This is a genomic window from Caballeronia sp. ATUFL_M2_KS44, from assembly GCF_023630965.1.
Classification (GTDB): Bacteria; Pseudomonadota; Gammaproteobacteria; order Burkholderiales; family Burkholderiaceae; genus Caballeronia; species Caballeronia concitans.
Genome location: NZ_JALQEA010000058.1, coordinates 1 through 26384 on the forward strand (window position 1 = coordinate 1; position 26384 = coordinate 26384).

The 26384-nt window shown below is 63.8% G+C and carries 22 protein-coding genes; 15 read left to right on the top strand and 7 right to left on the bottom strand.

From position 1 onward, the window contains the following. The 4 genes from NCR39_RS25790 to NCR39_RS25805 all read right to left on the bottom strand — a co-directional run. The coding region (locus NCR39_RS25790) for a thiolase family protein (RefSeq protein WP_284507370.1) at positions 1–659 on the bottom strand (659 nt) is incomplete at its 3' end. A 784-nt stretch (positions 660–1443) separates the two neighbouring features. Then, a complete protein-coding gene (locus tag NCR39_RS25795) occupies positions 1444–3768 on the bottom strand; it encodes a cytochrome P450/oxidoreductase (protein WP_250455198.1) in 2325 nt (774 codons plus the stop codon). Positions 3769–3812: 44 nt separating this feature from the next. Next, a complete protein-coding gene (locus tag NCR39_RS25800; protein ID WP_250455200.1) occupies positions 3813–4958 on the bottom strand; it encodes a dienelactone hydrolase family protein in 1146 nt (381 codons plus the stop codon). A gap of 22 nt (positions 4959–4980) precedes the next feature. Then, positions 4981–6321 carry an Nramp family divalent metal transporter gene (locus tag NCR39_RS25805; protein ID WP_250455202.1) on the bottom strand — a complete coding sequence of 447 codons (1341 nt, stop codon included), beginning with the start codon at positions 6319–6321 and terminating at the stop codon, positions 4981–4983. On the opposite strand from NCR39_RS25805, the gene NCR39_RS25810 reads away from it, so the two are divergent. From NCR39_RS25810 to rpoD, 6 genes are all read left to right on the top strand, one after another. Further along, positions 6281–8473, top strand: a complete 2193-nt coding sequence (locus NCR39_RS25810; protein ID WP_250455204.1) for a site-specific integrase — start codon at positions 6281–6283, stop codon at positions 8471–8473. The genes NCR39_RS25805 and NCR39_RS25810 overlap by 41 nt on opposite strands. 173 nt (positions 8474–8646) lie before the next feature. Further along, positions 8647–9825, top strand: a complete 1179-nt coding sequence (locus NCR39_RS25815) for a ParA family protein (protein ID WP_250455207.1) — start codon at positions 8647–8649, stop codon at positions 9823–9825. Next, positions 9826–10794, top strand: coding sequence for a ParB/RepB/Spo0J family partition protein (locus tag NCR39_RS25820; RefSeq protein WP_250455209.1), 969 nt, complete (start codon positions 9826–9828; stop codon positions 10792–10794). Positions 10795–11110: 316 nt separating this feature from the next. Next, complete coding sequence (locus NCR39_RS25825; protein WP_250455211.1) at positions 11111–12352, top strand: replication protein O; 1242 nt, start codon at positions 11111–11113, stop codon at positions 12350–12352. After that, entirely contained in the window at positions 12349–12669 is a 321-nt protein-coding gene (locus NCR39_RS25830; protein WP_250455213.1) for a hypothetical protein, read from the top strand. Before NCR39_RS25825 ends, NCR39_RS25830 begins: the two co-directional genes overlap by 4 nt. Beyond that, the gene (rpoD, locus tag NCR39_RS25835) at positions 12656–14659 is read left to right on the top strand and encodes an RNA polymerase sigma factor RpoD (protein WP_040052652.1); all 2004 of its coding nucleotides are present in this window, start codon (positions 12656–12658) and stop codon (positions 14657–14659) included. Before NCR39_RS25830 ends, rpoD begins: the two co-directional genes overlap by 14 nt. 78 nt (positions 14660–14737) lie before the next feature. Here the strand turns inward: rpoD and NCR39_RS25840 are convergent, their stop codons facing one another. Together NCR39_RS25840 and NCR39_RS25845 are read right to left on the bottom strand one after the other, a co-directional pair. Continuing rightward, entirely contained in the window at positions 14738–15103 is a 366-nt protein-coding gene (locus NCR39_RS25840) for a hypothetical protein (RefSeq protein WP_250455216.1), read from the bottom strand. A 395-nt stretch (positions 15104–15498) separates the two neighbouring features. Then, on the bottom strand, positions 15499–16203 hold the full coding sequence (locus NCR39_RS25845; protein WP_250455217.1) for a glutathione S-transferase N-terminal domain-containing protein: 705 nt from the start codon (positions 16201–16203) through the stop codon (positions 15499–15501). Between the two features lie 211 nt (positions 16204–16414). Between NCR39_RS25845 and NCR39_RS25850 the strand changes: the two genes are divergently transcribed. Further along, on the top strand, positions 16415–16912 hold the full coding sequence (locus NCR39_RS25850; RefSeq protein ID WP_250455218.1) for a hypothetical protein: 498 nt from the start codon (positions 16415–16417) through the stop codon (positions 16910–16912). Between the two features lie 99 nt (positions 16913–17011). After that, entirely contained in the window at positions 17012–17779 is a 768-nt protein-coding gene (locus tag NCR39_RS25855) for an SDR family oxidoreductase (protein WP_250455219.1), read from the top strand. A gap of 17 nt (positions 17780–17796) precedes the next feature. Here the strand turns inward: NCR39_RS25855 and NCR39_RS25860 are convergent, their stop codons facing one another. Beyond that, the gene (locus NCR39_RS25860) at positions 17797–18027 is read right to left on the bottom strand and encodes a hypothetical protein (protein WP_250455220.1); all 231 of its coding nucleotides are present in this window, start codon (positions 18025–18027) and stop codon (positions 17797–17799) included. Positions 18028–18243: 216 nt separating this feature from the next. Between NCR39_RS25860 and NCR39_RS25865 the strand changes: the two genes are divergently transcribed. The 7 genes from NCR39_RS25865 (at position 18244) to NCR39_RS25895 (ending at position 26378) form a co-directional block, all read left to right on the top strand. Then, the gene (locus tag NCR39_RS25865) at positions 18244–20253 is read left to right on the top strand and encodes a sigma-54-dependent Fis family transcriptional regulator (RefSeq protein WP_250455221.1); all 2010 of its coding nucleotides are present in this window, start codon (positions 18244–18246) and stop codon (positions 20251–20253) included. A 169-nt stretch (positions 20254–20422) separates the two neighbouring features. Beyond that, positions 20423–21508 carry an ATP-NAD kinase family protein gene (locus NCR39_RS25870; RefSeq protein WP_250455224.1) on the top strand — a complete coding sequence of 362 codons (1086 nt, stop codon included), beginning with the start codon at positions 20423–20425 and terminating at the stop codon, positions 21506–21508. Next, complete coding sequence (locus tag NCR39_RS25875) at positions 21505–22503, top strand: thiamine pyrophosphate-dependent dehydrogenase E1 component subunit alpha (RefSeq protein ID WP_250455226.1); 999 nt, start codon at positions 21505–21507, stop codon at positions 22501–22503. The genes NCR39_RS25870 and NCR39_RS25875 overlap by 4 nt, the downstream gene beginning before the upstream one ends. 27 nt (positions 22504–22530) lie before the next feature. After that, positions 22531–23547 carry an alpha-ketoacid dehydrogenase subunit beta gene (locus tag NCR39_RS25880; RefSeq protein ID WP_250455228.1) on the top strand — a complete coding sequence of 339 codons (1017 nt, stop codon included), beginning with the start codon at positions 22531–22533 and terminating at the stop codon, positions 23545–23547. Then, complete coding sequence (locus NCR39_RS25885; RefSeq protein WP_250455230.1) at positions 23547–24683, top strand: acetoin dehydrogenase dihydrolipoyllysine-residue acetyltransferase subunit; 1137 nt, start codon at positions 23547–23549, stop codon at positions 24681–24683. The genes NCR39_RS25880 and NCR39_RS25885 overlap by 1 nt, the downstream gene beginning before the upstream one ends. 84 nt (positions 24684–24767) lie before the next feature. Continuing rightward, complete coding sequence (locus NCR39_RS25890) at positions 24768–25520, top strand: lipoyl protein ligase domain-containing protein (RefSeq protein WP_250455232.1); 753 nt, start codon at positions 24768–24770, stop codon at positions 25518–25520. A 24-nt stretch (positions 25521–25544) separates the two neighbouring features. Beyond that, entirely contained in the window at positions 25545–26378 is an 834-nt protein-coding gene (locus tag NCR39_RS25895) for a hypothetical protein (protein ID WP_250455234.1), read from the top strand. Positions 26379–26384 lie beyond the last annotated feature (6 nt).

Sequence of the window (26384 nt, forward strand, 5' to 3'; positions counted from 1 at the left end):
ACGAACTCGTCGGTGTTGAACTGCAGCGGCTCGCCTTTGCGTTGCGGAATCGCGATCGGCACGATTTCGTCGTTGAAACGGCCGGCCTTCTGCGCGGCTTCCGCCTTGTTCTGCGAGAGCGCCGCGAACTGGTCCTGCGCTTCACGCGTGATGCCGAATTCGCGCGCGACGTTCTCGGCGGTCGTGCCCATGTGGTAGTTGTTATAGACGTCCCACAGGCCGTCCACGATCATCGAGTCGATCAGCTTCGCATCGCCCATGCGGAAACCATCGCGCGATCCCGGCAGCACGTGCGGCGCCGCGCTCATGTTCTCTTGACCGCCCGCGACGACGATCTCCGCATCGCCCGCGATGATCGCGTTGGCCGCCAGCATCACCGCCTTCAGGCCCGAGCCGCACACCTTGTTGATCGTCATGCCCGGAACCATGTCCGGCAGACCGGCCTTGATGACCGACTGACGCGCCGGATTCTGACCCGAGCCGGCGGTCAGCACCTGACCCATGATGACTTCGCTCACCTGTTCGGGCTTCACGCCCGAGCGCTCGAGCACCGCGCGAATCACTGCTGCACCGAGATCCGGCGCCGCGATTTTCGCGAGCGAGCCGCCGAACTTGCCGACCGCTGTACGCGCGGCCGATACGATCACTACGTCAGACATGTTTGATCCTCGTCGAACAACCAGAAACATCGCGGAAGCCGGTTCCGGCCCGGTTGCGCGGGAAGCGCGGCTCCGCGTGGATTGAGGCCCGCACTACGCGGGGCGTGAGGGGGCGCACGGCTGAAGCAGACTGTCTGCCCGGACGGCGCCGCGCCGCATTCACGGCGCATTCTGGAAATCGGCATCAAGAAGCAGCCGATGTCGGCATTCCCATTGGGTCAAGCCGATCACTACGGGTTTCAAGCGAACTACGTGGTCCATTTATATGGGCCTTTAATTAAGTCTCTCAGGTCAAACACGAGCCAAATAAACCGGGGCGCAAAGCTCCATCCGCGTGAATGCCGCGCGAAGTTTCAATAGGGGCTTAAAAAGTTAATGGGCGAAGATGCTTGTGCGTCGCACCAATTGATCGCAATTCTAAACGGAAACTATCGACAAAAAATTGCATATTTCTAGGTAAAAACCCTAGGAATGGTAAGAATTCCCGCCGCCTTCGTGCGACAAAACGCGCCTGAGATCGAACGTACGTTCAATATAACCGTTTTTGAGCATTTTTTATTGTGCAGGCCATATGAGGAATGCGTAGGTTATGCGAACCTGCGACTATGCGACCCGCCGGCATTGAGAAATGAACATTGATTGCCCAAAAGTCGCAGACTATTGAAATGACGCTTAATAAAGAATGCATCAATTAATACATGCCTAATGCGTGGATATGACGCAGGCGTGAAATCGGTTTCATTCGTCGACTCGTCGCCTGCGTCGTGTGGATCGCAATTGGCTATTAAATCGCCAATACCAGTTTCATACCTTTCGCACGCGAACAGCACGTCATCATTCGCTGATTCGCCTGCCGTTCGCCTTTCGTCAACACGAGATCGCGATGATCGATCTCGCCCTCGATCACGCGCACTTCGCACGATCCGCACAGCCCTTCTTCGCAATCGCTCTGGACGTCGACGTTCGCGCGCCGGAGCGTGGCGAGCAGCGTCTGGTCGGCGGGCACCGTCAGCGTGAAGCCGGAGTCCCTGAGTTCGACCTCGAACGCGTGTTCCTGCGCGGCGTCCAGCGTGCCGAGCGTGGATTCGAAGTGCTCGATCTTCAGCGCATCGTCGGGCCAGGCGGCGCTCGCGGCGATGAGCGCATCGAGCATCCGCGCGGGACCGCACGCGTAGACCTGCGTGTCATCATCGACGCGCAAGGCCGCGAAATCGTTGCGCGCGCCCTCTTCCGACACGAACACGCGCAGGCGATCGCCGTGCAGCGCGCGCATCTCGTCGAGGAGCGCCATCGACGCGCGCGAGCGTCCGCTGTAGTGCACTTCATAGTCGATGCCGATTTCCCGCGCACGACGCGCCATCGCGCTGATCGGCGTGATGCCGATGCCGCCCGCGATCAGCACGAGCTTGCGCGCGGTTTCATCGAGCCGGAAGTGATTGCGCGGACCGCGAATGCGCCAGTGCGCGCCGGGCTTCACGTTGTCGTGAACCCACGCCGATCCGCCGCGGCTTTCCGTTTCGCGCAACACGGCGATTTCGAATGCGTGCGCGTCGGCCGGGTCGCCGCAAAGCGAGTATTGACGCGACAAGCCGCTGTCGCCGCACACGACGTCGATGTGCGAACCCGGCGTCCAGCGCGGCAGCGGACGGCCATCGGCGGAAACGAGCCGCACGCGCACGATGCGTTCCGCGCACGCCGACACCGATTCGACGATCACCGCGCGGTTCACCGCATGCGACGACGGCTCGCCGATGCGCACCACCGCGCGCGGCTCGCGCACGAAAGAATCGGTGCGTTCGGGATTCATCGCCGCGTCCCATTCGACGTAAAGATGCTCCGGCCCGCGAAACGACGTGTTCGGCACATACGTGAAGCGCTGCTCGGCGAGCCGCATGTGCGGCAGGCGGCGGGTGAGTTCGTCGAGAAAGACTTGCATCTCCATGCGCGCGAGGTTCTTGCCCATGCACTGATGCGCGCCGTAGCCGAAGGTCAGTTGATCGCTCGCATTTTCGCGGCGAATATCGAAGAGGTCGGCATCCACGAAACGATGCTGATCGTGATTTGCCGACGACGTCACGATCAGCAATTTCGCGCCCGCCGGAATGTCGATGCCGCCGATCTTCACGTCCTTCGTCGCGAGCCGCCGCCACGCCGCCACCGATCCGTTGTGCCGCAGGCATTCTTCGACCGCGTTCGGAATCAGGCTCGGGTCGTCGCAGATGTCGCGCCACGCATCGGGATGTTGCAGCAGCAGCTTGATTGCGTTCGCCGATGCGTTCGCCGTCGTTTCGTGCGCGGCGACGATGCCGGCCATCATCATCGAATGAAGATACGAATCCGTGACGACTTCGGGCATGTCCTTCTGCTTGCGGATGCCGTATTGCATCCAGCCGCCGCCGGACGGGTCCTCGCGCATCTTGTCGAGCACCTTGCCCGCGTACTGCCAGAACTTGCCGACCGCGTGCGCCACTTCGACCTGTTCCTCGGGCTTCGGTCGGCCCCACGTGTTCACCGTATGCGCGATCGAATATTCGCGCAGCGTGTCCATGTCCTCTTCGGGCACGCCGAGAAAATGCAGCGCGACGGTGAGCGGCACTTCCCACAGCATCTGATCGACGAGATCGGCGCGGCCCTCGTCGATGAAGCGGTCGACATACTCGCGGGTGAGCGCGCGGACCATCGGTTCGTGATGCGCGAGCGCCTCGGGCGTGAACGGGTCCATCAGCGCGCGGCGGCGCGGCATGTGCGCGGGCTCGTCCTCGTTGACGAGCGTGCGATTCAGCGCGAAGCCGTACGACGCGAGCACCGCGTTCGCTTCGGGGCCGGTCGGCGTGATCTTTTCGAGCGCGATCGACGGGCTGAACGTGAGGTTGTCGCGGAAGATCGCCTTGATGTCGTCGTAACGCGTGACGACCCAATAGCCGAGCTTCGGGCTATAGAACACGGGCTCCTGCTCGCGCGCCCAGCGCACGTATTCGGGCGGGTCTTGCTGATAGCCGTCGCTGAACGGATCGAAGCCGGCGGCGCGCGGGCTTACCGGACAGCCGTTCGGCGCGGCGATTTCTGAAGGTCCGCCCGCGTGAAAGGGGCACTGGGCCGCATCGGTCATTCAACTGTCTCCTGTTAGTTATTGTTAGTCAGATATCGGCGGCGTCAGATCGGCTTGCCTTCGCTCGACGCCCAGTTCGGCATCAGCGCGTTGCTCGGCAAAGTCTCGTCGATGAGTTTCTGCGCCGTCTGCCGCCCCGCGACCGGCAGCCCGGTCGGATCGAGCACGCCGATCTGCACCAGCACCGACGCCTGATCCCAATAGATATGCTCGTTGTAGAGCTTGTCGCCGCGAAAGCGGATGACGGCGAGCATCGGCACTTCGAAGTAGCGGCCGGTCGGCGCGAGTCCGGGCAGCAGCCAGTCGATTTCGCGATCGTGCGTCGCGCAGAACACGAATTCGTCGACGATGCGATCCGCGCCGATCGTGCGCGACACCGGAATCAGCTTCGTGTCGCTCGGGTTCGAATCGACGAAGTGGTACTTATAGAAGCGCTTGAGCTGATCGTGACCGACGCCGCCGGTCATCGTCGGCACGTGGTTGACGTAAGGCTCGGCGACCATCGTCGGCATGACGGCGTCGACATCGCGCGTCGCGAACTCGAAATAGCAATGCTGCTCCCACAAGTGATTCAGATCGAAGACCGGCCCGAGCACTTGGCGCAATAACGCGAGCGAGCGCGAATAGGCCATCAGCGCGGCGGGCTTGTCGTGCTGCGGGCTGTCGGGCCGAGCGAAGCCCGCGCGGCAGCCGGGATAGACATATCGCTCGATATCCTGCTTGCCCGCGAAGGCCTCGCTCTGCTGGTAGTCGGCGAAATGAAAGACCATCGGGCAGCGGATCGTGGCGAGGTCGTGCAGGCACGCGTTGGGATCGTCGGGATAGTAGGCGACCGCGCAGTCGATGTCCGTGTTCGCCGCCGCGTGCGTCGCGAGCCGGCCGCCCGCGCCGAAGCCGATCACGCCGACTTTGCCCGCCTGCTCTGGCAACGCGCGCAAGGCTTCCTCGATCGCGGCGAAATCTTCGATCGACACGCCTTCCCCGTTCGCCGCGCGGCCGGCGAGATCCGGCGCCAGCACGACGTAGCCTTCCTCGGCGAAACGGTCGGCCGTCGACTGGATGAAGGCGTCGAAACCGGATGCGTCGTGCAACAGCAGCAGCCCCGGACCGGAGCCGCGAGCGGGCCGGGCCGCGTAGGCGCGGATCGTGGCGCCCTCGCCCGCAGCGATGTCGATGAAAGTGCCGGTCATGGCGCGCGTCTCCCGTTTGTGGTCAGGAGAGCAGCGTATCGGCAAGCAGCTTTACGTTCAACACGACGATCACGCCCGCCACGAACCACGCGAGCGCGGCGAGCCATCGGCTGATCGTGAAAACGCCCATCTGGCGGCGGTCGGACACGAATCGCACGAGCGGGACGACCGCGAACGGAAGCTGCATCGACAGAATGACCTGGCTCAAGACGAGCAGTTGGCCGGTGCCTTTTTCGCCGTAGATCGCCGTGACGATGATCACCGGAACGATGGCGATGCCGCGCGTGATCAGCCGCCGCGCCCAGTTCGGCAGACGCAGGCGCAGAAAGCCTTCCATCACGATCTGGCCCGCGAGCGTCGCGGTGACCGTCGAGTTGAGGCCCGAGGCGAGAAGCGCGACGGCGAACAACGTCGATGCGATCCCGAGTCCGAGGAGCGGCGACAGGAGATGGAACGCGTCGCCGATTTCCGCGACCTCCGTGTGGCCGTTCGCGTGGAAGACGGCGGCGGCGACGATCAGGATCGCCGCGTTGATGAAAAGCGCGAGCGTCAGCGCGATGGTGCTGTCGAGGGTCGCCCAGCGGATCGCGTCGCGCCGGGCTTCGATCGATTTGCCGTACGCGCGCGTCTGCACGACCGACGAGTGCAGATACAGGTTGTGCGGCATGACCGTCGCGCCGAGGATGCCGATCGCGACGTACAGCATCTCCTTGTTCGCGACGATCCGCGGCGACGGCACGAAACCGCGGAGCACCTGCGCGATCGGCGGCGACGCGGCGACGATCTGCAACGCGAAGCACACCGCGATCACGATCAGCAGCGAAATGACGAACGCTTCCAGCAAGCGGAAGCCCTTGTTGACCAGAAGCAGCAGCAGGAAGGCGTCGAGCGCCGTCAGCAACGCGCCGGCGATCAGCGGAATGCCGAACAGCAATTGCAGCGCGATGGCCGTGCCGATCACCTCGGCGAGATCGCACGCGACGATCGCCGCCTCGCACGCGATCCACAGCGCGAGGTTGACCGGTTTCGAGTAGTGATCGCGGCACGCCTGCGCGAGGTCGCGGCCGGTCGCGACGCCGAGTCGCACGGCGAGCGCCTGCAGGAGAATCGCCATCAAATTCGACAACAGGATGACCGCGAGCAAGGTGTAGCCGAACTTCGAGCCGCCGGCGATATCTGTCGCCCAGTTGCCGGGGTCCATATAGCCGACCGAAATCATGTAGCCGGGGCCGGCGAAGGCGAGAAAGCGTCGAACCCATCCGACGCCGACGGGCACTCGCACCGACGCGTACACCTCGGGGAGACTCGGGCGGAATTCGTCGTTGCCCGGCTCTTTGTACGCGGGGCGTCGGGGGTCGCGCATCGGCACGTGTCTCCTGAAGAGTGCGCCTGTGGTGGCTCGAATATGCTCCGCAGGCCTGGAACATTCAAGCGGAGTGCTTGGCGCGTTCGCCCGACTCGCATACCTGATAATCAGTCTTATCAGACGTAGCGATTTACCTTGTCAAATTCGACGGCACTTGATAACCTCGCGCCAAATGGCTGATATCAAAGACAAAAAGCGCGTCGTGGCGACACGCTCTGTTGAGCGTGCAGCGCAATCCAGTGCGCCGCGACGGCTCACGCGGCAGCATTTTGCGCTCTATCGCGGTTACCTCGACGGCGTTTCGGAAGCCCAGCTCCACGCTTCGTATGGCGAAGCCGGAGCCGATGTCCGCAAGACGCGTCGACTAATCGCCGCCCTGCGCGACACGCTTTCGGTTCTCGCGCGCCGCGCACAAGACGTCGAAGCCGCGCATCTGCTTCGGCTGCGTCCCGGCAGCATTCCATCGCCAATTGACGACGCGGCTCCTTCGGAAGCACCGACGCTCGATGCGTTCCGCGAGCGGATCGACCCGGACGGCGTCTACGGCGAGTCCGAGCTGCTCGCGCTGTATCAGGAGGAGTTTCGACATAGCGCGTCGGCGGCATCGGACCGGCGGGCGACCCGGAACGCGCGCTTGCGTCGGCGGCAGGCGAACGCGCTCGCCCGCATGGAGGCGAGCCTCGTCCAGGATCCGAAGCCGGATCATCCGATCGACGGATGGTTCGAGCCGGTCGTGACCGCACGGCTTTCGGCGGCCGGGCTGACGACGATCGCGGATCTCATCGCGCTGATCGAGCGGCGGCGTCATCGCTGGTACACATCCGTGCCGCGGCTCGGGCCGAAGGGTGCGCAGCGGATCGTCGACTGGCTGACGCTGCATGCAGAACCGCTCCGGCACACGCTTTCGCCCTTTTCGCTCGTGCCTCGGCGGCAATGGCGGACCGATCTTCCGCCGGTCCAATCGACGGATGCGGTTCACGTCCAGATCGCGCCATTCGAAGCGCTGCGGGTTCCTGTCGCGCTCGATGGATCGCGAGGGACGAATCGTGCGACGAAATCCGCCGCCGCCAATTTCGGCACCGACTTGCGCGCCCTCACCGCCTGGCTCGATGCGCGCTCGGCAAGCGATCACACGCGGCGAGCGTATCGGCGAGAGGCGGAAAGGCTGGTGCTTTGGGCGTTGATTGAAAAGGAGAAGCCGCTCTCCTCGCTCAATTCGGACGATTGCGCGGCGTATCTGGCCGAATTTCTGCCCGACCCGAAACCTGCGGAACGCTGGATTGCTCGGGGTCGGATCGAACGATGTCTTCCGGGCTGGAAACCGTTCGCTGGCCCGCTCTCCGATCGCAGCCGGGAAGCGGCACGGGCCATTCTTAATGCGATGTGCGAATGGCTCGTCGAAAGCGGTTATCTGGCGACGAATCCCTTCGCGGGCCACGAACGCGTGGCGACGCCGCCGGCATTCGACGCGCAAGACCGCACGCTCGATGCCGGACAGTGGCGGGCGGTGCTGCTTTCCGTCGCGCGACCGCACTATACATTTGCGGAGCATCGGGACCGGCTGGCGCTGCTCCTCGCCTACGCCACCGGTCTGCGCCGGTCGGAACTTGCCGCCGCTACGACGGACGCACTTTCCGTCGGCCGGTTGTCCGGTGTGGCCGTGCCGGTTTGGCGGCTAAGCGTCGCGCCGGCCAGCGGGCGGCGCGCATTCCGAACCGTGCTGCTGCCGCCTGTCGTCGTCGAACTGTTGCACGAGAACCTTGCGCTGCGAGGTCTGCCGGATGCACTCGCGTGCCCGGCGGGCACGCCGATTCTGGCCCAGGCGCGCGGAGCGAGCGCCATCACGCCCGACGGGATCGGTAGACTGTTCAAGAATGTATTTGCAAATGCTGCGGCGGCGGCCGAAGCGCAAACGCCCGGCGCGGGACGACGCCTCGCCCGCGCCAGCACGCACTGGCTTCGTCACACTCACTCGGTTCATGCGCTCGCTCATGGCGCGAACTTATCCGAGCTAGGCAAAGGACTCGGCCACGCCGACGATTCGACCACGGCGTTCTACCTCCAAAGCGACGATTCCAGCCGTTTACTCGGCGTCGAACAGTTCCTTCGACGCACGCTTAAAGGTAAAGTCGACTCGGATCGGGTCTAAATCCCGCGGTTTACACGAACAGTGCGGCGTAAAACCGCCTGCGATCGCGCAACAAAGAGTTCAGAGTTTACTTGAGGTTTACCGGTTGGCCGTTTATTCTTCGGTTTGCAGTATGTTTTCCACAAACCGAATAATTTTTTGCTTACCCAGGCCCGCCAGTGACTGCGAACTCCATGCTAAGCGCTCGGCTTCCCGAAGTCGATCAATCCGTTTCGATCGAAACGCTCTTGGGGGTGGCCGCCCAAGCCACTGACATTCTCAATCAGATCCGCGACGCGATGCTGGAGCCGTATCCACGCAAGAGCGCGCCGACGTTCACGAGTGCGCAGGTCGCCTCGCTGTGTGGGATCGACAAGCAGCGCTTCCAGTACCTGACTACCAAGGGCGAACTGCCTGCGGGAACGTCGAAGGGCGCGGGCCGAAGCAAGGAATTCACGCTCGAAGAGGCACTGACTTGGGTCCGTGCCACGAAGGAGCGCGTCCGGCGGCCGGAAGGCAAGCGCGGACGGATCGTGACCGTCGCGAATTTCAAGGGCGGCGTCGCCAAGACGACGACCGCGGTATCGGCAGCTCAGGCGCTGACATTGCTGGGCCGGCGCGTCCTCGTGATAGATTGCGATCCGCAAGGCACCACGACGCAGCTCTGCGGCTGGGCGCCCGACGCCGAAATCTCGGACGACCAGACGCTTCTGCCGCTGATCTACGGCGACCAGACGACGCTGCAATACGCCGTGCAAGAGACGTACTGGCATAACCTCGATCTGATCCCCGCGTCGTCGTCACTATTCGACGCGGAATTCGAGATTCCGGCCAAGGTGCTGAACGACAGCACGTTCGAGTTCTGGGAAATCGTGCGCAAAGGCTTGATGCCGCTCACCGAGGAGTACGACGCGGTGGTCATCGATACCCCGCCCGCGCTCAGCTACCTGACGATCAACGCGCTCCTCGCATCCGACGCGATCTTGCTTCCCTGCCCTCCTGAAGCGCTGGACTTCGCCAGCTCGACGCAGTTCTGGCATCTCTTTGCGGATATCGCCAAGAAGCTGCCGGGAGTGCTCGAGCAGAAGCGCTTCGATTTCGTCAATGTCATTCTGACTAAAGCCAAATCCGATGACGTCTCACGTGTCGTGAGGGGATGGTTACAGAAAGCATACGGCGATCGCGTGCTGCCCTTCGAGATCCCGGAATCGACGGTGCCGAAGGGGGCGTCGGCGCAGCTTTCGACGGTCTATGACCTGTCGAAGCCCGACGGCAGCACGGCGGCGTACAACCGATTCAAGGAGCCGCTCGACCGGCTCGCAGAACACCTCGACGCGCAGTTCGTGCGCGCGTGGAATCAACCGGAGGCATAAATGGGCATCGGGGACAGACTTCTCGCGAAGACCGCGAACATCGGCAGCAAGCCGACTGAGCCGACCCAGCGCGTCGTTAATTCGGAGCCGCGCACCTCGCCCGGAAGGTTGATGGATGCCCAGCATCGGATCAACACGGCACAGACGCGAATCAAGGAACTAGAGGCACAACTGGAGCAACGAGCGGCATTCGAAGTGCCGCTCGACGCGCTTGTCGAAGTAGACGGCAGGCGACGCAAGTTGACCGCCGAGCAATTTCAGGAATTGAAGGCGAATCTGGCGCAGCACGCACTCGCCACGCCGATTCTGGTGCGCCCCGTATCGGACGGCCGCTACGAGATCGTCGCCGGGCACAACCGCGTTGCTGCTTATCGCGAACTCGGCCGGACCACGGTTCGCGCCAACGTCGCTGCTATCGAAGAAGGCGAGATTGAGTTCGCGGCGTTCTTTTCGAACCTGCTGTCGCCGTCTCTCACCGACTTCGAAAAGTATTGGAACTTTAAACGGCTGCAGGAGTTGAGCGGACTGTCACGCACTGAGATTTCGGAAAGCGCTGGTCTCAGCAAGAGCCACGTCACTCGCATCTTTTCGTTCGATGCTTTGCCCGACGCGGCAAAAGAAGCACTTGCGCAAAAGCCTGAGCGTCTTGGAAGTAACGCCGCACAGAAACTCGCGGCGCTGACGGAAGCCGGCAAGTCGGAGAAGGTCGTCGAGGCGGTTCGCCGGTTGATCAGCGATGAAGCCTTTACTCAAGACAAGGCTGTTGCCCTCGCGGCCGAGAAGCCTAAGGCGGTCGCACCTAGAACAACGGTTGTTCGTGCGGGCCGGAGGAAGGTGTGTGAAGTTTCGACCCGCAGCGGGGTTGTCGGCATCCGCTTTTACGAAAAGGATGCGAACGAGGCCGAGGCATGGGCGCAGCGCATCGCTGATTTCATCAACAAATCGATCGACGAGAGTGCGCCGGAATAAGGCTCTACTAGGTTTTCTCGCAGAATCAATGACTTAGCATCTTCATCAAAACAACGTTGCAGATGGCTCTAGTAGAAACTCCTGAAAAATCAATGACTAAGCAGAGACAAGTAACGAGGCAGCCATGTAATTACTGACTCTGAAAAGACAAAAGCCTTCGGCGCCAACCGAAGGCTTTTGAATTCGGGCTTTACTGCTTATCGCCCGTCCGCTTCCCGACGCCAATCGGGTCACGAGCTCCACAACTCGAAGTTTAGCGGATAGCGATTAGCAGTCAAGCGTTTGTCCTCCATTTTTCGAAATGGAAGCACTTGACATGCATATCGCGCAACTTTCCGTTGCAGGCGAGGTTCAAACTCGCCCGCAAGACTTCAAATCGAATGCCGATCACGAGGATCAGCAGGCGCTCGACGAGTACGCTTGCGATCGATCGAACCTGCCATGGATCATCTTCCGGGCAGCGCATCGCGCAAACCACATCGCCGCTCTTCCCGCTCGAGCCCGCGCGGTTCTCGCTGCACTCGCCCGAACGGTCGACGCTGCTCGGCCGTTCGCCGCCATTTTTGCCCGCCGCGAATTGCTGACTGGCCGCGCGCTGCAGTCGATGCGCACCCTCTATCGCAGCCTCGACGATCTGGAATCCGAGGGCTTCATCACTCGGCCTCCCCAGAGTCGATACGGCGGTGCCGGACTGTTCGGTCGCGCGTACATCCACCTGACCCACAAGGCAGCGGCGCTGCTCGGCTTGGTCGAGCAGCCGGCCCAGACGGATGAAGCTACCCACCGCCTGCAGGAGACTGACGTGCGCACCGCTCCGGAGTCTCTTTTGGCTCTGCCGTCTGTCACGGTGGCAGACGGTGCTATATATAAGGATCTAAACCCTTCTACTCAAAAGAGACAGCCAGGACGCCTCCCGCACGATCTCGCCCGCCTTTGCACGCTGGGATTTCGTGAATTTCTGATCTTCAAACTGATGCGCGAGGCGAGCTTCCACGGAAAGCGCCTCTCCGACGTCGTCGAAGCCACGTGGAAGCATCTGCGCAAAGCGACGCACCCGATCAGCTACCTGCGCACACTGCTGCGAGCGCCGGTTGACTTCGCCCACCGAGTTCGCAGCAAACAACACGAGACCATCGAACGCGAAACTGCCTCTGCTCACCAAAGCGACGTCCAGCGTGAAACCCAAACGCTCGCGGGACGCGCCTTCGTCAGCCACGACGGACTTCGCCGCTATGCCGTAGCCGACGACGCGAAGTCGATCACCGTCCATCATCGCGACGAAGCTCAACCTCGCGTGCATGCGGGCGCCTGGGCCAGCGATTTCATTGCGGCGCTTCACGCGGGCCGCATCGTTCCCGTCGACGCCGCCGCAACGGAATCGCGTGAGCAACGCGCTGTGCCCGTGCGCGAATTCCGGCCGTCGCCTGAAGCAGCGCCAGTTCGACACGCGTTGCAAAACCTCGACGCGCTCAAGCGCTTACTGCGGTTGAAACAGGCTGGAGCGGCCACAACATGGGGGATGAATGGGGAAGCAGGACCATCACCGAACGCCGCATGACGTTCAAGACCCAAAGCGCATTTCGAGGCGAGTTGCCTAAAGCAGGCGAGGGCGCGCATGAGGGTATTCACCGAGACGAAAATAAACCTGCTGCGTCGCAACAAACGCTGATATACTCTAAGGTTGCGTCTTTGATGGCGCTTTGGAATTTACGCAATGCACGTACTACGCGTGGATTGCGCGCTTTGCTCGATGCGATTCTCAGCAAGCCGTCCGTTGTCGAAGCTGTTATCGATGTCACGCGGGCCGTCACGCTCGCTCCGGGGACCTGTCATCGCCGAGCAAACCTGTCGAGGAGAAAGTATGGCAAGTTTTGATCGGGAAGATTCGGAGCTGGATATCGTCGCGCCGGTGCGTCGGTCTGCAGGACGCAAGGCGGGCAAGAGCAAAGGCCAGGCCGGCACGATGCAGCCCGATGTCGTCATGACGGCGGAGCAGGACGAAGAGCGTCAGCGTCAGATGCGTGCGTTGATTCAACTCGGCAAGGAGCGTGGCTATCTCACGCACGCCGAGATCAACGACCATCTGCCGGACAACTTCGCACAGACCGCGGCGATGGAAACCATCGTCAGCACGTTCAACGACATGGGCGTGGCCGTGTACGAGCAAGCGCCCGACGCCGAAACGCTGTTGCTGAGCGATAACGCGCCTGCGGTCGTGGCGGACGAGCAATCGGAAGAGGAAGCGGAAAACGCGCTCTCGACCGTGGACTCGGAATTCGGACGCACCACGGACCCCGTGCGCATGTACATGCGCGAAATGGGCGCGACCGAACTGCTCACGCGCGCCGGTGAAATTGCGATCGCGAAGCGCATCGAAGACGGCCTGCACGAGATGATCCAGGCGATCGCCGCGTGCCCGTCGACGGTCGGCACCATTCTGGCGGACGCCGCGCTCGTGGAATCCGGCGAACTGAAGATCGACGAACTCGTCGACGGCCTGAAGGAAGACGACGCGGTAGAGGAAGATATTTCGGCCCCCGAAGTAACGGAATCCGCTGATATCGATACGGACAGCGACGACTCCGACGGCGACGACGATGACGACAGCGACCTCGAAGGCGGCGATTCCGGCGCATCGAATGAAGCGCGTTTGAAGCAGTTGAAGGCCGATTGCCTCGAGATTTTCGCCCGCGTGCGCGACCTCGCCGAACAGGCAAGCAATCCTAAGGGATCGGGCGCGACGGCAGCGAAGGCCGTCGAGCGCGCGCGCGCCGAGATTCAGCGCGAACTCGGTTCCATCCGCTTCACGGCGAAGACCATCGACCGCCTGTGCGCCGACGTCCAGCAGCAAGTCGCGCGAGTGCGTGAAATCGAACGTCGTGTTCTGCAGATCGCGGTGGACCGCTGTGGCATGCCGCGCGAGAAGTTCGTCGAGTCGTTCGTCGGTCACGAAACCGATCTCGAATGGACCTCGCGTGCAGCGGCGGGTTCGAAGCAGTACGGCGCGTCGCTCGAGCGCAGCCTGCCGGCAATTCAGGCCGAACAGCAAAAGCTGATCGACATCGAAGGCGTCGTCGCGCTGCCGCTGCAGCAATTGAAGCAGATCAACCGTCAGATGACGGCCGCCGAGCTGAAGATGCGTCAGGCGAAGCGCGAAATGATCGAGGCGAATCTGCGTCTCGTCATCTCGATCGCGAAGAAGTACGTCAACCGCGGCATGCAGTTCCTCGACCTGATTCAGGAAGGCAACATCGGTCTGATGAAGGCGGTGGACAAGTTCGAATATCGTCGTGGCTGGAAGTTCTCGACGTATGCGACGTGGTGGGTTCGTCAGGCCGTGACGCGTTCGCTGGCCGACCAGGCGCGCACGATCCGCGTGCCGGTTCACATGATCGAAACGATCAACAAGCTGAACCGTATTTCGCGCGAGATCCTGCAGCAGACGGGTCAGGAAGCGCATCCGTCGGTGCTCGCCGAGCGCATGGAAATGCCCGAAGAGAAGATTCGCGGCATTCTCAAGATCGCGAAGCAGCCCGTGTCGCTGGAAACGCCGGTTGGTGAGGATGCCGACGCGACGCTCGGCGACATGATCGAAGACCAGGGCGCTGCATCGCCCGCCGATGCCGCCGTGCACGCGAACATGCGCGCTGCAATCGACGATGCGCTCAACGCGCTGTCGCCGCGCGAAGCGAAGGTGCTGCGCATGCGCTTCGGTATCGATACGGCGTCGGACTACACGCTCGAAGAGCTGGGCAAGCAGTTCGACGTGACGCGCGAGCGTATCCGTCAGATCGAAAGCAAGGCGATGCGCAAGTTGATGCATCCGAGCCGCGCCGACAAGCTGCGTCCGTTCCTCGATCGCTGATCGTCGAACCGCGTTCCGTAGCATTGAAAACGCGTGCTGCCCCTCGGGGTAGCACGCGTTTTTTTTCGTCCGCTGAATTCAGCCGTGCGCAGCGTTCTTCGGCGGCGACGCCGACGAGCACGCTTGCAGCGCGACCATCGCCTTGCTGGCGAGCGCGACCGTTTCTTCGCAGGCTCGCTTGTTGGCGAAGATCGAGCATCCGCCGCCCGCGTTGATCTTCGATACGGCGCCACGCACCCTGTCGAGCGCCGTCTGCGGCGATCCGCTGTCCTTGATGATCGCGGCCACGTCGAATGCGCTGCCGGCATCGGTTTCGACATAGCCGGGACATTCCGCCTGCGCATGGATGGATACGCCGACGGTGATCAGCGCGATGGCGGCGAGCGTGCGTCCGCGGTGCGCGCAACCGCGACCGGCGACGGGTGAGAAGGGAAGGGCGGTCATGACGTCGGCATCCGTTGAATGCATCGCAAGGGGACTCGCGCGTTGTCCACAGAAATCCTGAACAAGCATGTGGATATCCTGAGCATCGTCGAGCCAACGCGTTGATGTAAAACGTGTTTCGGCCGCCGTGCGATTTGCGCGCGTGATCGCTCATTGTGAACCCGTCACGCGCGCGCTGTCCGCTCGTCAAAAAACCGGGGCATGAAGCCGAAGACGAACGCGCCGTTATCCACAGAAATAGTGGGCAAGCATGTGGATATCCTGAGCAACACCGCCCCAACTCATTGATGCGAAACGCGTTTCATCTCGCGTGCGAAACGGCTGCGCCGGATCGCGAAGGAGGCACGAACACGCGCTTGACCCAGCATTTCCGATACCACCAATCGCCCGCGATCTCAATCCCGCTTCGGGATGGCCAGCCCGCGCTGCACCGCCGGCCGCGCGACGAAGGCATCGAGTGCGCGCTGAACGTTAGCAAACCGATCGAACTCGACCAGATCGCGTGCCTCGTAGAAACCGACCAGATTGCGCACCCACGGAAACACCGCGATATCCGCGATGCCGTATTCGTCGCCCATGATCCATTCGCGCCCGGCAAGGCGACCTTCGAGCACGCCGAGCAGCCGCTGCGATTCCGCGACATAACGCGCGAGCGGCCGCTTGTCTTCGTACTCCTTGCCCGCGAATTTATGGAAGAAGCCGACCTGGCCGAACATCGGGCCGATGCCGCCCATCTGGAACATCAGCCATTGAATCGCTTCATAACGGCGCGCCGGGTCGCGCGGCAGGAATTGGCCGCTCTTGTCCGCGAGATAAATGAGAATCGCGCCCGATTCGAAAAGCGCGAGCGGTTCGCCGCCCGGCCCGTTCGGATCGATGATCGCCGGAATCTTGTTGTTCGGATTCAGCGAGAGGAATTCGGGCGACATCTGATCGTTAGCATCGAAACGCACGAGATGCGGCTCGTACGGCAGGCCCGTCTCTTCGAGCATGATCGAAGCCTTCACGCCGTTGGGCGTCGGCAGCGAATAAAGCTGAATGCGCTCGGGATGTTGCGCGGGCCATTTGCGGCTGATCGGGAAATCGGAGAGCGAGGGCATCGGAGCATCCTGTGTGAATGAATCGCTCAATATAACGACTTCGGGGCCGGAACGCCGATGCCGCTACACGCCATTTGTAGGAATGGCCGCGACGTTCGATCGGCCATTTTCGAGAGCGCCGAATTCCTAAAGCGCTCGCTCGGCTGGCGCGCGAATTGCATGCCTTCGCGATGCATCGCATGAACTCAATCACCGTTGTCGTGCCGCCGCCATGAAAACCGTTCCTCTCGCAAGGTTCACCGTTCTGGCTGCCGTGGCCGGCGGAGTGCTGCCCGGTCCGAGCCACGCGCATTCGCTCGAACGTCAGCTCGATTGCCAGTCGAGCGCGCACCGGTTCATCGCGCCGCTCGTCGACGACGGCTCCATCGACGCAAGCCCGATGCGCGTCGAAGCCAATTCGGTCAACGCGTTCAAGCCGACGTACGACAGCCACCTCACCGCGTACGGCTTTCGCGTCTACGCGGTGCTCGGCTACGAACACGGCGATGCGATGTTCCAGCAGGGCAAAGGCCAGCCGATCAACGATTCCGCGTACGGCGTCGTCGTGGTCGGATCGAAGGATTCCGTCGAGGCGCGCGTGCGCGAGGCGGGCAGCACGGCCATCGTCCATGAAGTCGTGCCGATGCTGATGACCGCCGTCTTCTGCGATGGCAGCCACATGCGCAACGCGGCGGGCACCGTGCAGACGGAAGCGTCGAGCAGCCGCTGAAACGGCGCTGCAAGCCTTTTCGCCGATAATGTTCTCCCGATCGCAATCAAGCCAACGGGGCGCGACGTGTCGCGCTCACGCAAACAGGAGAACGGAGACATGCCCGAGGCAACCAACACTTCTTCACGCATTGCAATCGTCACGGGAGCGGGCAGCGGCATCGGCCGCGCGGCGGCGCTCGCGCTGCTCGCCGATGGCTGGTCCGTCGTGCTCGCGGGCCGGCGCGCGGCGCCGCTCGAAGCCGTCGTCGCGGAATCCGGCGCGGGCGATCGCGGATTCGCCGTGCCTACCGACGTCGCCGATCCGCAATCCGTCGAGCAGCTTTTCGCGGCGGCCGTCGAACGCTTCGGGCGCGTGGATCTGCTGTTCAACAACGCGGGCGTGAGCAATCCGCCGGGACCGTTCGAAGACTGGACGCCGGAGCAGTGGCAAGGCGTCGTCAACGTCAATCTGAACGGCATGTTCTATTGCCTTCAGCAAGCGTTCCGCACGATGCGCGCGCAGACGCCGAAAGGCGGGCGCATCATCAACAACGGTTCGATTTCCGCGAGCGCGCCGCGTCCGAACTCGGCGGCGTACACGGCGACCAAGCACGCGGTGTCCGGACTGACGAAATCCGCCTCGCTCGATGGCCGCAAGCACGATATCGCGGTCGGCCAGATCGATATCGGCAACGCGCTGACCGAGCTGTCCGAACGCATGTCGCGCGGCGTGCCGCAAGCGAACGGGGAGATCGCCATCGAGCCGATGATGGACGTGAAGATCGTCGGCCAGTCGGTGCTTTACATGGCGAATCTGCCGCTCGAGGCGAACGTCCTGTTCCACACGGTCATGGCGACCAAGATGCCGTTCGTCGGACGCGGCTGAGCGTTTTCGGTGCGACCCTATTCGGTGCGATACCAGACGCGAATGCCCGAGTACCAATGGCTGACGCTGGTATCGTCGCCGGCGCCGAAGGTCGAAAGACTCTCGATGTTCAACACGTCGACGCGATGCTCCGCAATCCACCGGTTCGCGCGGTCGACGAGCGCCGCGCCGTTCTCGTACACATTGCCCTTGATGAGGTGATGCTGCACCACCTGGCGCTCGAAGTCCTCATACGCGATCTTCGTCATCGGTCGTCTCCTTATCCGTAATCGTTTTGGTTTCGCCGGTGCCGCACTGCAGCAAGCCCGGCGAATGACTCGTTCTGCCGATTCGAGCATCATATGGCCTGAAAGACGCCGCGCGCGGGCCGGTCTGACCCGTGTTTTCCCGACATCGAGCGGCGCAAACGACGCAACAACGCAAAATAAAAGACGCGCCGGAAGGAGACACTCAAGGAGAGCACGATGGACATGCGGCAACGCGAGCACATCGAGGCGGTCGTCGCGGCGACCACGCGGGCGCAGATGCTTGCGCCGGCGCGCGCGCACGACGCGATCATCCAGAGTTCGTGGCGGCGTTGCGTGCATCAATACGGGCTCGATCCGTCGCGAATGCAGGAAGCGCGCATCCTGCCGCAGACGCGGCTGCGCGAGCATCAGCAGCGCATCGACGATTTCGCGCGCATCGCGCGGCACGGCCTCCAGACCTTGTACGGCCAGGTCGCGGGCATGGGCTACGTGGTGCTCCTGACCGATGCGCTCGGCGTCACGGTCGACTACATCGGCGACGCCAGCACCGACGCCGCGCTGCGCCGCGCGGGCCTTTATCTCGGCGCGGAGTGGAGCGAGACCGGCGCGGGCACGTGCGCGGTCGGCACCGCGCTCGCGACGGGCCAGGCGCTGACCGTGCATCAGGTCGATCATTTCGACGCCACGCATATTCCGCTCACGTGCACCGCCGCGCCGCTCTTCGATTCGCGCGGCGCGCTCGCCGCGATCCTCGACATTTCCGCGCTCTCATCGCCGCAGCCGCGCGACAGCCAGAATCTCGCGCTGCAGCTCGTGCGCATTTACGCGGGGCATATCGAGAACGCGAACTTTCTGCGGGCGCATCGGCAGGACTGGATTCTCAAGCTGCATACGTCGCCCGAATTCGTCGATGTCGATCCGGAATATCTGATCGCGCTCGATGAAACCGGGCGCATCGCCGGACACAATCGACGCGCGCACGAAATGCTCGCGGCGGAAGTCGGGCGGCCGATCGCGCCGGGCGAACCGGCGGCGTCGCTGATCGGCGTGCGCTTCGATGCGCTGTTCGAGGCGCGCGTCGAAGACCTCGGGCGCTTCGTCTATTCGCGGCCGAGCGAGTTGCGCGCGTTGCCGCTCGCGAAAAGCGGCGCGCTGCTCTATCTCAGCGTGATGCCGCCCGCGCCGTGCTTCACGCCGGCATCGACCGCGAACGCGAACACGAACGCCAGCCGCGCCATTCAGATTCCCGCGCCGCTCGCCGCGCTATCCGGCGGCGACGCCGCGCTCATGCGCCAGCTCGAACGCGCCGCGAAGCTCGTCGATTCGCCGATCAATCTGCTCGTCAACGGCGAAACCGGCAGCGGCAAGGAATACTTCGCGAAGGCGCTGCATCGCGCGAGCGCGCGTCGCGCGGGGCCGTTCGTCGCGGTGAATTGCGCGGCGATTCCGGAGACGCTGATCGAAAGCGAATTGTTCGGGCATCTGCCGAACAGCTTTTCGGGCGCGGGCGCGAAGGGAAAACGCGGGCTGATTCAGGAAGCCGACGGCGGCACGCTCTTTCTCGATGAAATCGGCGACATGCCGCGCGAACTGCAATCGCGCCTGCTGCGCGTGCTGGCCGAAGGCGAAGTACTCGCGATCGGCGCGTCGCGGCCCGTGTCGGTCGACGTGCGCGTGATCTCGGCGACGCATCATTCGCTCGACACGCTGATGCGCGAAGGGCGCTTTCGCGAAGACCTTTACTACCGGCTGAACGGCGCGCGCTTCACGCTGCCGCCATTGCGCGAGCGAACCGATCTGGACTGGCTGATCCGCACGCTGCTCGACGCCGATACCGATACCGCACGCGGCGGCGTCACGCTGTCGCCCGCGGCGCGCGAGCGGCTGCATCGGCATGCGTGGCCGGGCAATCTGCGTGAGCTGAGCAATGTCCTGCGATACGCGCGCGCGGTGTGCGCGCACGGTTTGATCGACATCGACGATTTGCCCGAAGGCTTCGGCGCATCCTCGCCCGCGCCGGTCACGCATCAATCCGCGGCCGCCGTCGATGACTTCGATCCGCATCGCCTGCCGCCCGAGGGCATGCTGCTGATGCAGTACCTGCGCGCGGCGAGCTGGAATCTGAGCGCGGTCGCGCGGCAGATCGGCGTGAGCAGGATGACGCTTTATCGGCGGATGGAGCGTTACGGAATCCGCTCGCCGAATCAGCGCGACGCGTCACGCTAGCCCGCCGATACGCCTGTCCACCTTCGCGATACACCTGCGCTGTGACACCTGTCACGCGAACGCGCGGCAATCGGCGCTTCTCCCAGGCTAGTCGCGCCGTGCGCGCATTGGCATACCCCTTGCCTTAATCCGCGCCACAACGATTCCAATGCATTCAGGAGACACAGGCATGCGTGAAAGCGCGAAGGCCGGGCCGGCGCTCGTCGGCATCATCGCGAATCCTGTATCGGCGCGCGACATTCGCCGCGTGATCGCGAACGCGAACAGTCTGCAGCTCGCGGACCGCGTGAATATCGTGCTGCGGATTCTTTCGTCGCTTGCGGCGTGCGGCGTGCCGCGCGTCACGATGATGCCCGACCGCGAAGGCCTGAAGGTCATGCTCCAGCGCCATCTCGCGCGACGGCAAGGCCCCGACGCCACGCTGCCCGCCGTCGATTTCCTCGACATGCCCGTGACCGCGCGCGTCGACGATACGTTCCGCGCCGCACGCACGATGCGCGACGCCGGCGCCGATGCGCTCATCGTGCTCGGCGGCGACGGCACGCATCGCGCGGTCGTGCGCGAATGCGGCGCGGTGCCGCTCGCGGGCCTTTCGACCGGCACGAACAACGCGTTTCCCGAGATGCGCGAGCCGACCATCTCCGGACTCGCGACAGGCTTGTACGCAACCGGCCGCATTCCGGCAGGCGAGGCGCTCGTCGCGAACAAGCGGCTCGACATCGATATCCGCGATGCCAACGGCGGCCTGCGTCACGACATCGCGCTCGTGGACGCCGTGATCTCGCACGAGCATTTCGTCGGCGCGCGCGCGCTCTGGAAGATCGACACGCTCGCCGCCGTGTATGTGTCGTATGCCGATCCGCAGGCCATCGGCATGTCGGCGATAGCGGGGCTGCTCGAACCGCTCGGACGCCACGAGCCGGGCGGTCTCGCCGTCGAACTCGCCGCGCCCGGCCACGGCGAATTCGATCTTCACGCGCCGATCGCGCCCGGCCTCACGGAACCCGTGCCGATCGCGAACTGGCAGCGCCTGACCGATGGCGTGCCGCATCGCGTGAAGCAGCGCGCGGGCATCGTCGCGCTCGACGGCGAACGCGAGCTTGCCTTCGGCACCGGCGACGAAGTGACCATCACCCTGCGCGAAAACGCGTTCCGAAGTATCGACGTCGCCGCGTGCATGCGTTACGCGGCGCGCGCCGGACTCATGCGTGAGCCATGCACCGTAGTTCAACCAGCCGAAAGGAGACAGAGATGACAGCGTCGCAACAGCATGCGGGCGGCTTGCCCTTGTCGAAGGACGAGTTGCTGGCGGTCTATCGCAAGATGCGCACGATCCGCGATTTCGAAGAACGCCTGCACGTCGATTTCGGACGCGGCGACATCCCCGGCTTCGTGCATCTGTACGCGGGCGAGGAGGCGGCGGGCGTCGGCATCATGCATCACCTGAACGACGGCGACCGCATTGCGAGCACGCATCGCGGCCACGGACACTGCATCGCGAAGGGCGTCGATCCGGTCGCGATGATGAAGGAGATCTACGGGAAGAAAGGCGGCTCGTGCAACGGCAAGGGCGGCTCGATGCACATCGCGGATCTGTCCAAGGGAATGATGGGCGCGAACGGCATTCTGGGCGCGGGCGCGCCGCTCATCTGCGGCGCGGCGCTCGCGGCGAAGTTTCGCGGCAAGGGCGAAGTGGGCATCACGTTCACGGGCGACGGCGCGTCCAACCAGGGCACGTTCCTCGAAAGCATGAACCTCGCGGCGGTGTGGAATCTGCCGGTGATCTTCGTGATCGAGAACAACGGCTACGCGGAATCGACGGCGCGGGATTACGGCACGGCGGTGGACAGCTATGTCGATCGCGCGGCGGGCTTCGGCATTCCCGGCGTGACCGTGGATGGCACCGACTTCTTCGCCGTCCACGAAGCCGCGGGCGAAGTGATCCGCCGCGCGCGCGAAGGCGGCGGCCCGGCGCTGCTCGAATGCAAGATGATCCGCTTCTACGGCCATTTCGAAGGCGATGCGCAGACGTATCGCGCGCCCGGCGAACTGGACGATATCCGCTCGAACAAGGATTGCCTCAAGAAGTTCGCGCAGGCCGTGACGAACGCCGACGTGATCGCCCCCGGCGAACTCGATGCGATCGACCGCGAAGTCGCCGCGCTGATCGATCGCGCGGTGCAGGAAGCGAAAGACGCGCCGCAGCCGACCGCCGCCGATCTGCTCACCGATGTCTACGTGAGCTACTAAAACGCCGACCACCAGGAGACAACCATCATGGCCCGCAAACTGAGCATGAAGATGGCGATCAACGAAGCCATCGATCAGGAAATGACCCGCGATCCGAGCGTGATCGTGCTGGGCGAGGATATCGTCGGCGGCGCAGGCGCGGACGGCGAGAAAGACGCGTGGGGCGGCGTGCTCGGCGTGACGAAGGGACTCTACGCGAAGCACGGCGACCGGCTGCTCGACACGCCGCTGTCCGAATCCGCGTACGTCGGCGCGGCGATCGGCGCGGCGGCGTGCGGCATGCGGCCGATCGCGGAGCTGATGTTCATCGACTTCATGGGCGTGTGCTTCGACCAGATCTTCAATCAGGCCGCCAAGTTCCGCTACATGTTCGGCGGCAAGGCGGAAACGCCCGTCGTGATCCGCGCGATGGTCGGCGCGGGCTTTCGCGCGGCGGCGCAGCACAGCCAGATGCTGACGCCGATCTTCACGCATATTCCCGGCCTCAAGGTCGTGTGCCCGTCGACGCCGTACGATACGAAGGGCCTCTTGATCCAGGCGATCCGCGACAACGATCCCGTGATCTTCTGCGAGCACAAGAACCTGTACGGCTTCGAAGGCGAAGTGCCGGAGAACTCGTATGCGATTCCGTTCGGCGAAGCGAACATCGTGCGCGACGGCCGTGACGTGTCGATCGTCACGTACGGGCTGATGGTGCATCGCGCGCTCGAAGCGGCGTCGATGCTCGCGAAGGAGGGCATCGAAGCGGAAGTCGTCGATCTGCGCACGCTGTCGCCGCTCGACATGGACACGGTGCTCGAAACGGTGGAGAACACGGGGCGGCTCGTCGTCGTGGATGAAGCGAATCCGCGCTGCAACATCGCCACCGACATTTCCGCGCAGGTCGCGCAACAGGCGTTCGGCGCGCTGAAGGCGGGCATCGAAATGGTCGCGCCGCCGCATACGCCGGTGCCGTTTTCGCCGACGCTCGAAGACCTGTACATTCCGGGCGCCGCGCAGATTGCCGACGCCGCCCGCAAGACCATGAAAGGAGGCAAGCACTGATGAGCGCAATCACTCCAATTGTGATGCCCAAATGGGGCTTGTCGATGAAGGAAGGCACGGTGAACGAGTGGCTCGTGGAAGAGGGCGCGCAGATCACCGTCGGCATGCCGATTCTCGATGTCGAAACCGACAAGATCGCCAACGCGGTCGAAGCGCCGGACGCGGGATTGCTCAGGCGCCGCGTGGCGTCGGCGGGCGATACGCTGCCCGTGAAGGCGCTGCTCGGCGTGCTCGCGCCGGCCGAAGTGAGCGACGCCGATATCGACGCCTACGTGTCGTCGTACGTGACGCCCGCCGATGAGGAAGGCGAGGGCGAGGAAGCGGCGTCGGCGTATCACTTCGTCGATGTCGACGGCATTCGCGTGCGCTACGCGTCGCGCGGCGGCGACGATGCGAGCCGGCCCGCAGTGCTGTTCATCCACGGATTCGGCGGCGATCTCGACAACTGGCTCTTCAATCTCGATGCGCTCGCCGATCAGAATCGCGTGTTCGCGCTCGATTTACCCGCGCACGGGCAATCGACGCCACGCCTGGCCGGCACGACGCTCCCCGAGCTGGCGCAGTTCGTCGCGCGTTTCATGGACGCGGTGAGCATCGATCGCGCGCATTTCGTCGGGCACTCGCTCGGCGGCGGGATCGCGGCGCAACTGGCCGTGGATGCGCCGGAGCGCGTGCAATCGCTCGCGCTGATTTCGCCGGCCGGTTTCGGCGATGAGATCAACAACGCGTACACGGATGGCTTCGTCAACGCGCAGTCGCGTCGCGAGTTGAAGCCGGTCGTCGAATTGCTGTTCGCGAATCCGGAACTCGTGAGCCGTCAGATGCTCGACGACCTGCTGAAGTACAAGCGGCTCGATGGCGTCAGCGAAGCGCTGACCGCGCTCGGCGGCGCGCTGTTCGCGGGCGGCAAGCAGGGCGCGCAGCCGGCGCGGGGTATAGCGTCAGGCGCGTCCGACAAGCCGGTGCTCGTGATCTGGGGCGCGCAGGATCGCATCATTCCGGCGGCTCATGCGCAAAGCGCACCGAAGAACGCGACCGTGCGCGTTTTCGACGACGCCGGCCACATGAGCCAGATGGAGAAGGCGAATGACGTCAACGCGCTGTTGAAGGAGCACGTCAAGCGCGCCGAAGGCTGACGCCGCCGCGCATTTGGCCGCCGCCGCCGTTCTTCGCTACCATGCGACATAGCGTCGATGGCGGCGCGGCCAAGCATCCATCTCATGCCCTTCGAACTGCTCGACTCCGCTTCGCTTCCCGGCGATCCGCTCGACGCCGAAGAAGCGCTTCTCGCGCGCGCCGGCGCCGGCCATGCCGTTGCGCATTTGTGGACCGCGCCGGTATCGCTCATCGTGCCGCGCAGCTATCAGCGATACGCGCCGCTCGCCGATGCCCGCGCGGCCTTCGCGCAACGCGGCTGCCCCGTCCGGCTGCGACTGTCGGGCGGCGGGCTGGTGCCGCAAGGCCCCGGCATCCTGAATCTGAGCCTTGCCTACCCTGTTCGCGCGACGATGGGCGCGCTCGCCGAGCCGGTCTATCTGCACCTGTGCGGCATCCTCGCCGATGCGCTCAACACGCTCGGCGTCCTCACGCACTATAAGGCCGTGGAAGGCTCGTTCTGCGACGGGCGCTTCAACCTCGCGTGGGGCCCCGGCGGCGATGCGCGCAAGATCGCGGGCACGGCGCAGTACTGGCGACGCGTGCCGCATCGACCGGACGAAGATGACGCGCCGCACTATGCCGTGCTCGCGCACGCGGTCCTGCTCGTGAACGCCGATCCTATCGAAATCAACGAGCGCGCCAATGCGTTCGAAGCGATGATCGGCAGCGGCCGGCGCTACGAGGAAATGAAAGTCGTGACCGTCGCGCAAGCGCTCGCGTACGAGTGCTTCGACATTCCCGCCGACCTGTTCGCGCGCGTGCGCAATGCGATCGCCGCGCGCGTGGCGGGCGCGGCTTTGCCCGAGGGAAGCTGAGTTTCAACCCGCATCGAGGTGGCCATGCCGCTCAGACGTGCATCGAACGGCTTCTTTTTTGCGTTATGGGTGGCCATCTGCGCCGCCGCGCCCGAGTTTCTCTGGCAAGGCCTGTTCTCCCTCTTCGGACATTTTTCGCTCACCGATGCCGCCGCCGCGCTGCTGATCGGCGCGATCCTCGCGTTTTTCGTCGATCCGGTGCTCGAGCGCGTGCGCGGCCTCGCATCGGATTCCGCGCATGAACGCGCAGCCAAATCGCCGGCGTTCGCCGCCTGCGAGGCGCTGAGCTTCGCGTTCGTCGCCGTGTGCGTGCACGAGGCGATCACCGTGTATGTCGCCGCGAGCCATTCGAACGAGCAGGCAAGCGAGAACCTCGCGACGGCCGTGGCACTCGCGCTGCAATGGGCGGCGCTGCCGTTCGTCATCACGATAGCGTGGCTCGCGGCGCGCGGCCCGGCGTGGATCGCGTGGCCGTCGGCGATATTCGCGGTCGTCGTCGGGCTGCTATGCGGCGTCGTGTTCGAGTGGGAAGCGCGCGTGCTCATCACGAGCTTCATCCCCGCGATGCTGATTCTGCTCGCGGGCTGCGTGATCGTGCGGCAACAGTGGGATGCATCGACGTTCGAACGCTGCGCCCGCGCGACCGGCGTGATCGCGCTGACGTGGCTCGTGCTCACAGGCTTGCTGCAAACGGCGCTGTGGCTCGCGCACGTCCAGGCGTTTCGCGTCTACGAGAGAGCGGAATTCTGGAGCGATCTGCGGTTTTACATCGGCTGGGTGATCGGGCTGCTTGTGGCACCGGGGCTTGTCGCCCCGGTGCATCCGCGTTCGCGTCCCGCCAACGATCCGCGCCACTAACTCTTT

What these genes read in the sequence shown, in the direction of transcription:
- NCR39_RS25850 (WP_250455218.1), top strand. Translation starts at nt 16,415, where the DNA reads ATGAAAACCGTTCCTCTCGCAAGGTTCACCGTTCTGGCTGCCGTGGCC.
- NCR39_RS25895 (WP_250455234.1), top strand. Translation starts at nt 25,545, where the DNA reads ATGCCGCTCAGACGTGCATCGAACGGCTTCTTTTTTGCGTTATGGGTG.
- rpoD (WP_040052652.1), top strand. Translation starts at nt 12,656, where the DNA reads ATGGCAAGTTTTGATCGGGAAGATTCGGAGCTGGATATCGTCGCGCCG.
- NCR39_RS25870 (WP_250455224.1), top strand. Translation starts at nt 20,423, where the DNA reads ATGCGTGAAAGCGCGAAGGCCGGGCCGGCGCTCGTCGGCATCATCGCG.
- NCR39_RS25805 (WP_250455202.1), bottom strand. Translation starts at nt 6,321, where the DNA reads ATGCGCGACCCCCGACGCCCCGCGTACAAAGAGCCGGGCAACGACGAA.
- NCR39_RS25825 (WP_250455211.1), top strand. Translation starts at nt 11,111, where the DNA reads ATGCATATCGCGCAACTTTCCGTTGCAGGCGAGGTTCAAACTCGCCCG.
- NCR39_RS25830 (WP_250455213.1), top strand. Translation starts at nt 12,349, where the DNA reads ATGACGTTCAAGACCCAAAGCGCATTTCGAGGCGAGTTGCCTAAAGCA.
- NCR39_RS25885 (WP_250455230.1), top strand. Translation starts at nt 23,547, where the DNA reads ATGAGCGCAATCACTCCAATTGTGATGCCCAAATGGGGCTTGTCGATG.
- NCR39_RS25800 (WP_250455200.1), bottom strand. Translation starts at nt 4,958, where the DNA reads ATGACCGGCACTTTCATCGACATCGCTGCGGGCGAGGGCGCCACGATC.
- NCR39_RS25820 (WP_250455209.1), top strand. Translation starts at nt 9,826, where the DNA reads ATGGGCATCGGGGACAGACTTCTCGCGAAGACCGCGAACATCGGCAGC.
- NCR39_RS25845 (WP_250455217.1), bottom strand. Translation starts at nt 16,203, where the DNA reads ATGCCCTCGCTCTCCGATTTCCCGATCAGCCGCAAATGGCCCGCGCAA.
- NCR39_RS25840 (WP_250455216.1), bottom strand. Translation starts at nt 15,103, where the DNA reads ATGACCGCCCTTCCCTTCTCACCCGTCGCCGGTCGCGGTTGCGCGCAC.
- NCR39_RS25890 (WP_250455232.1), top strand. Translation starts at nt 24,768, where the DNA reads ATGCCCTTCGAACTGCTCGACTCCGCTTCGCTTCCCGGCGATCCGCTC.
- NCR39_RS25795 (WP_250455198.1), bottom strand. Translation starts at nt 3,768, where the DNA reads ATGACCGATGCGGCCCAGTGCCCCTTTCACGCGGGCGGACCTTCAGAA.
- NCR39_RS25880 (WP_250455228.1), top strand. Translation starts at nt 22,531, where the DNA reads ATGGCCCGCAAACTGAGCATGAAGATGGCGATCAACGAAGCCATCGAT.
- NCR39_RS25815 (WP_250455207.1), top strand. Translation starts at nt 8,647, where the DNA reads ATGCTAAGCGCTCGGCTTCCCGAAGTCGATCAATCCGTTTCGATCGAA.
- NCR39_RS25875 (WP_250455226.1), top strand. Translation starts at nt 21,505, where the DNA reads ATGACAGCGTCGCAACAGCATGCGGGCGGCTTGCCCTTGTCGAAGGAC.
- NCR39_RS25865 (WP_250455221.1), top strand. Translation starts at nt 18,244, where the DNA reads ATGGACATGCGGCAACGCGAGCACATCGAGGCGGTCGTCGCGGCGACC.
- NCR39_RS25860 (WP_250455220.1), bottom strand. Translation starts at nt 18,027, where the DNA reads ATGACGAAGATCGCGTATGAGGACTTCGAGCGCCAGGTGGTGCAGCAT.
- NCR39_RS25855 (WP_250455219.1), top strand. Translation starts at nt 17,012, where the DNA reads ATGCCCGAGGCAACCAACACTTCTTCACGCATTGCAATCGTCACGGGA.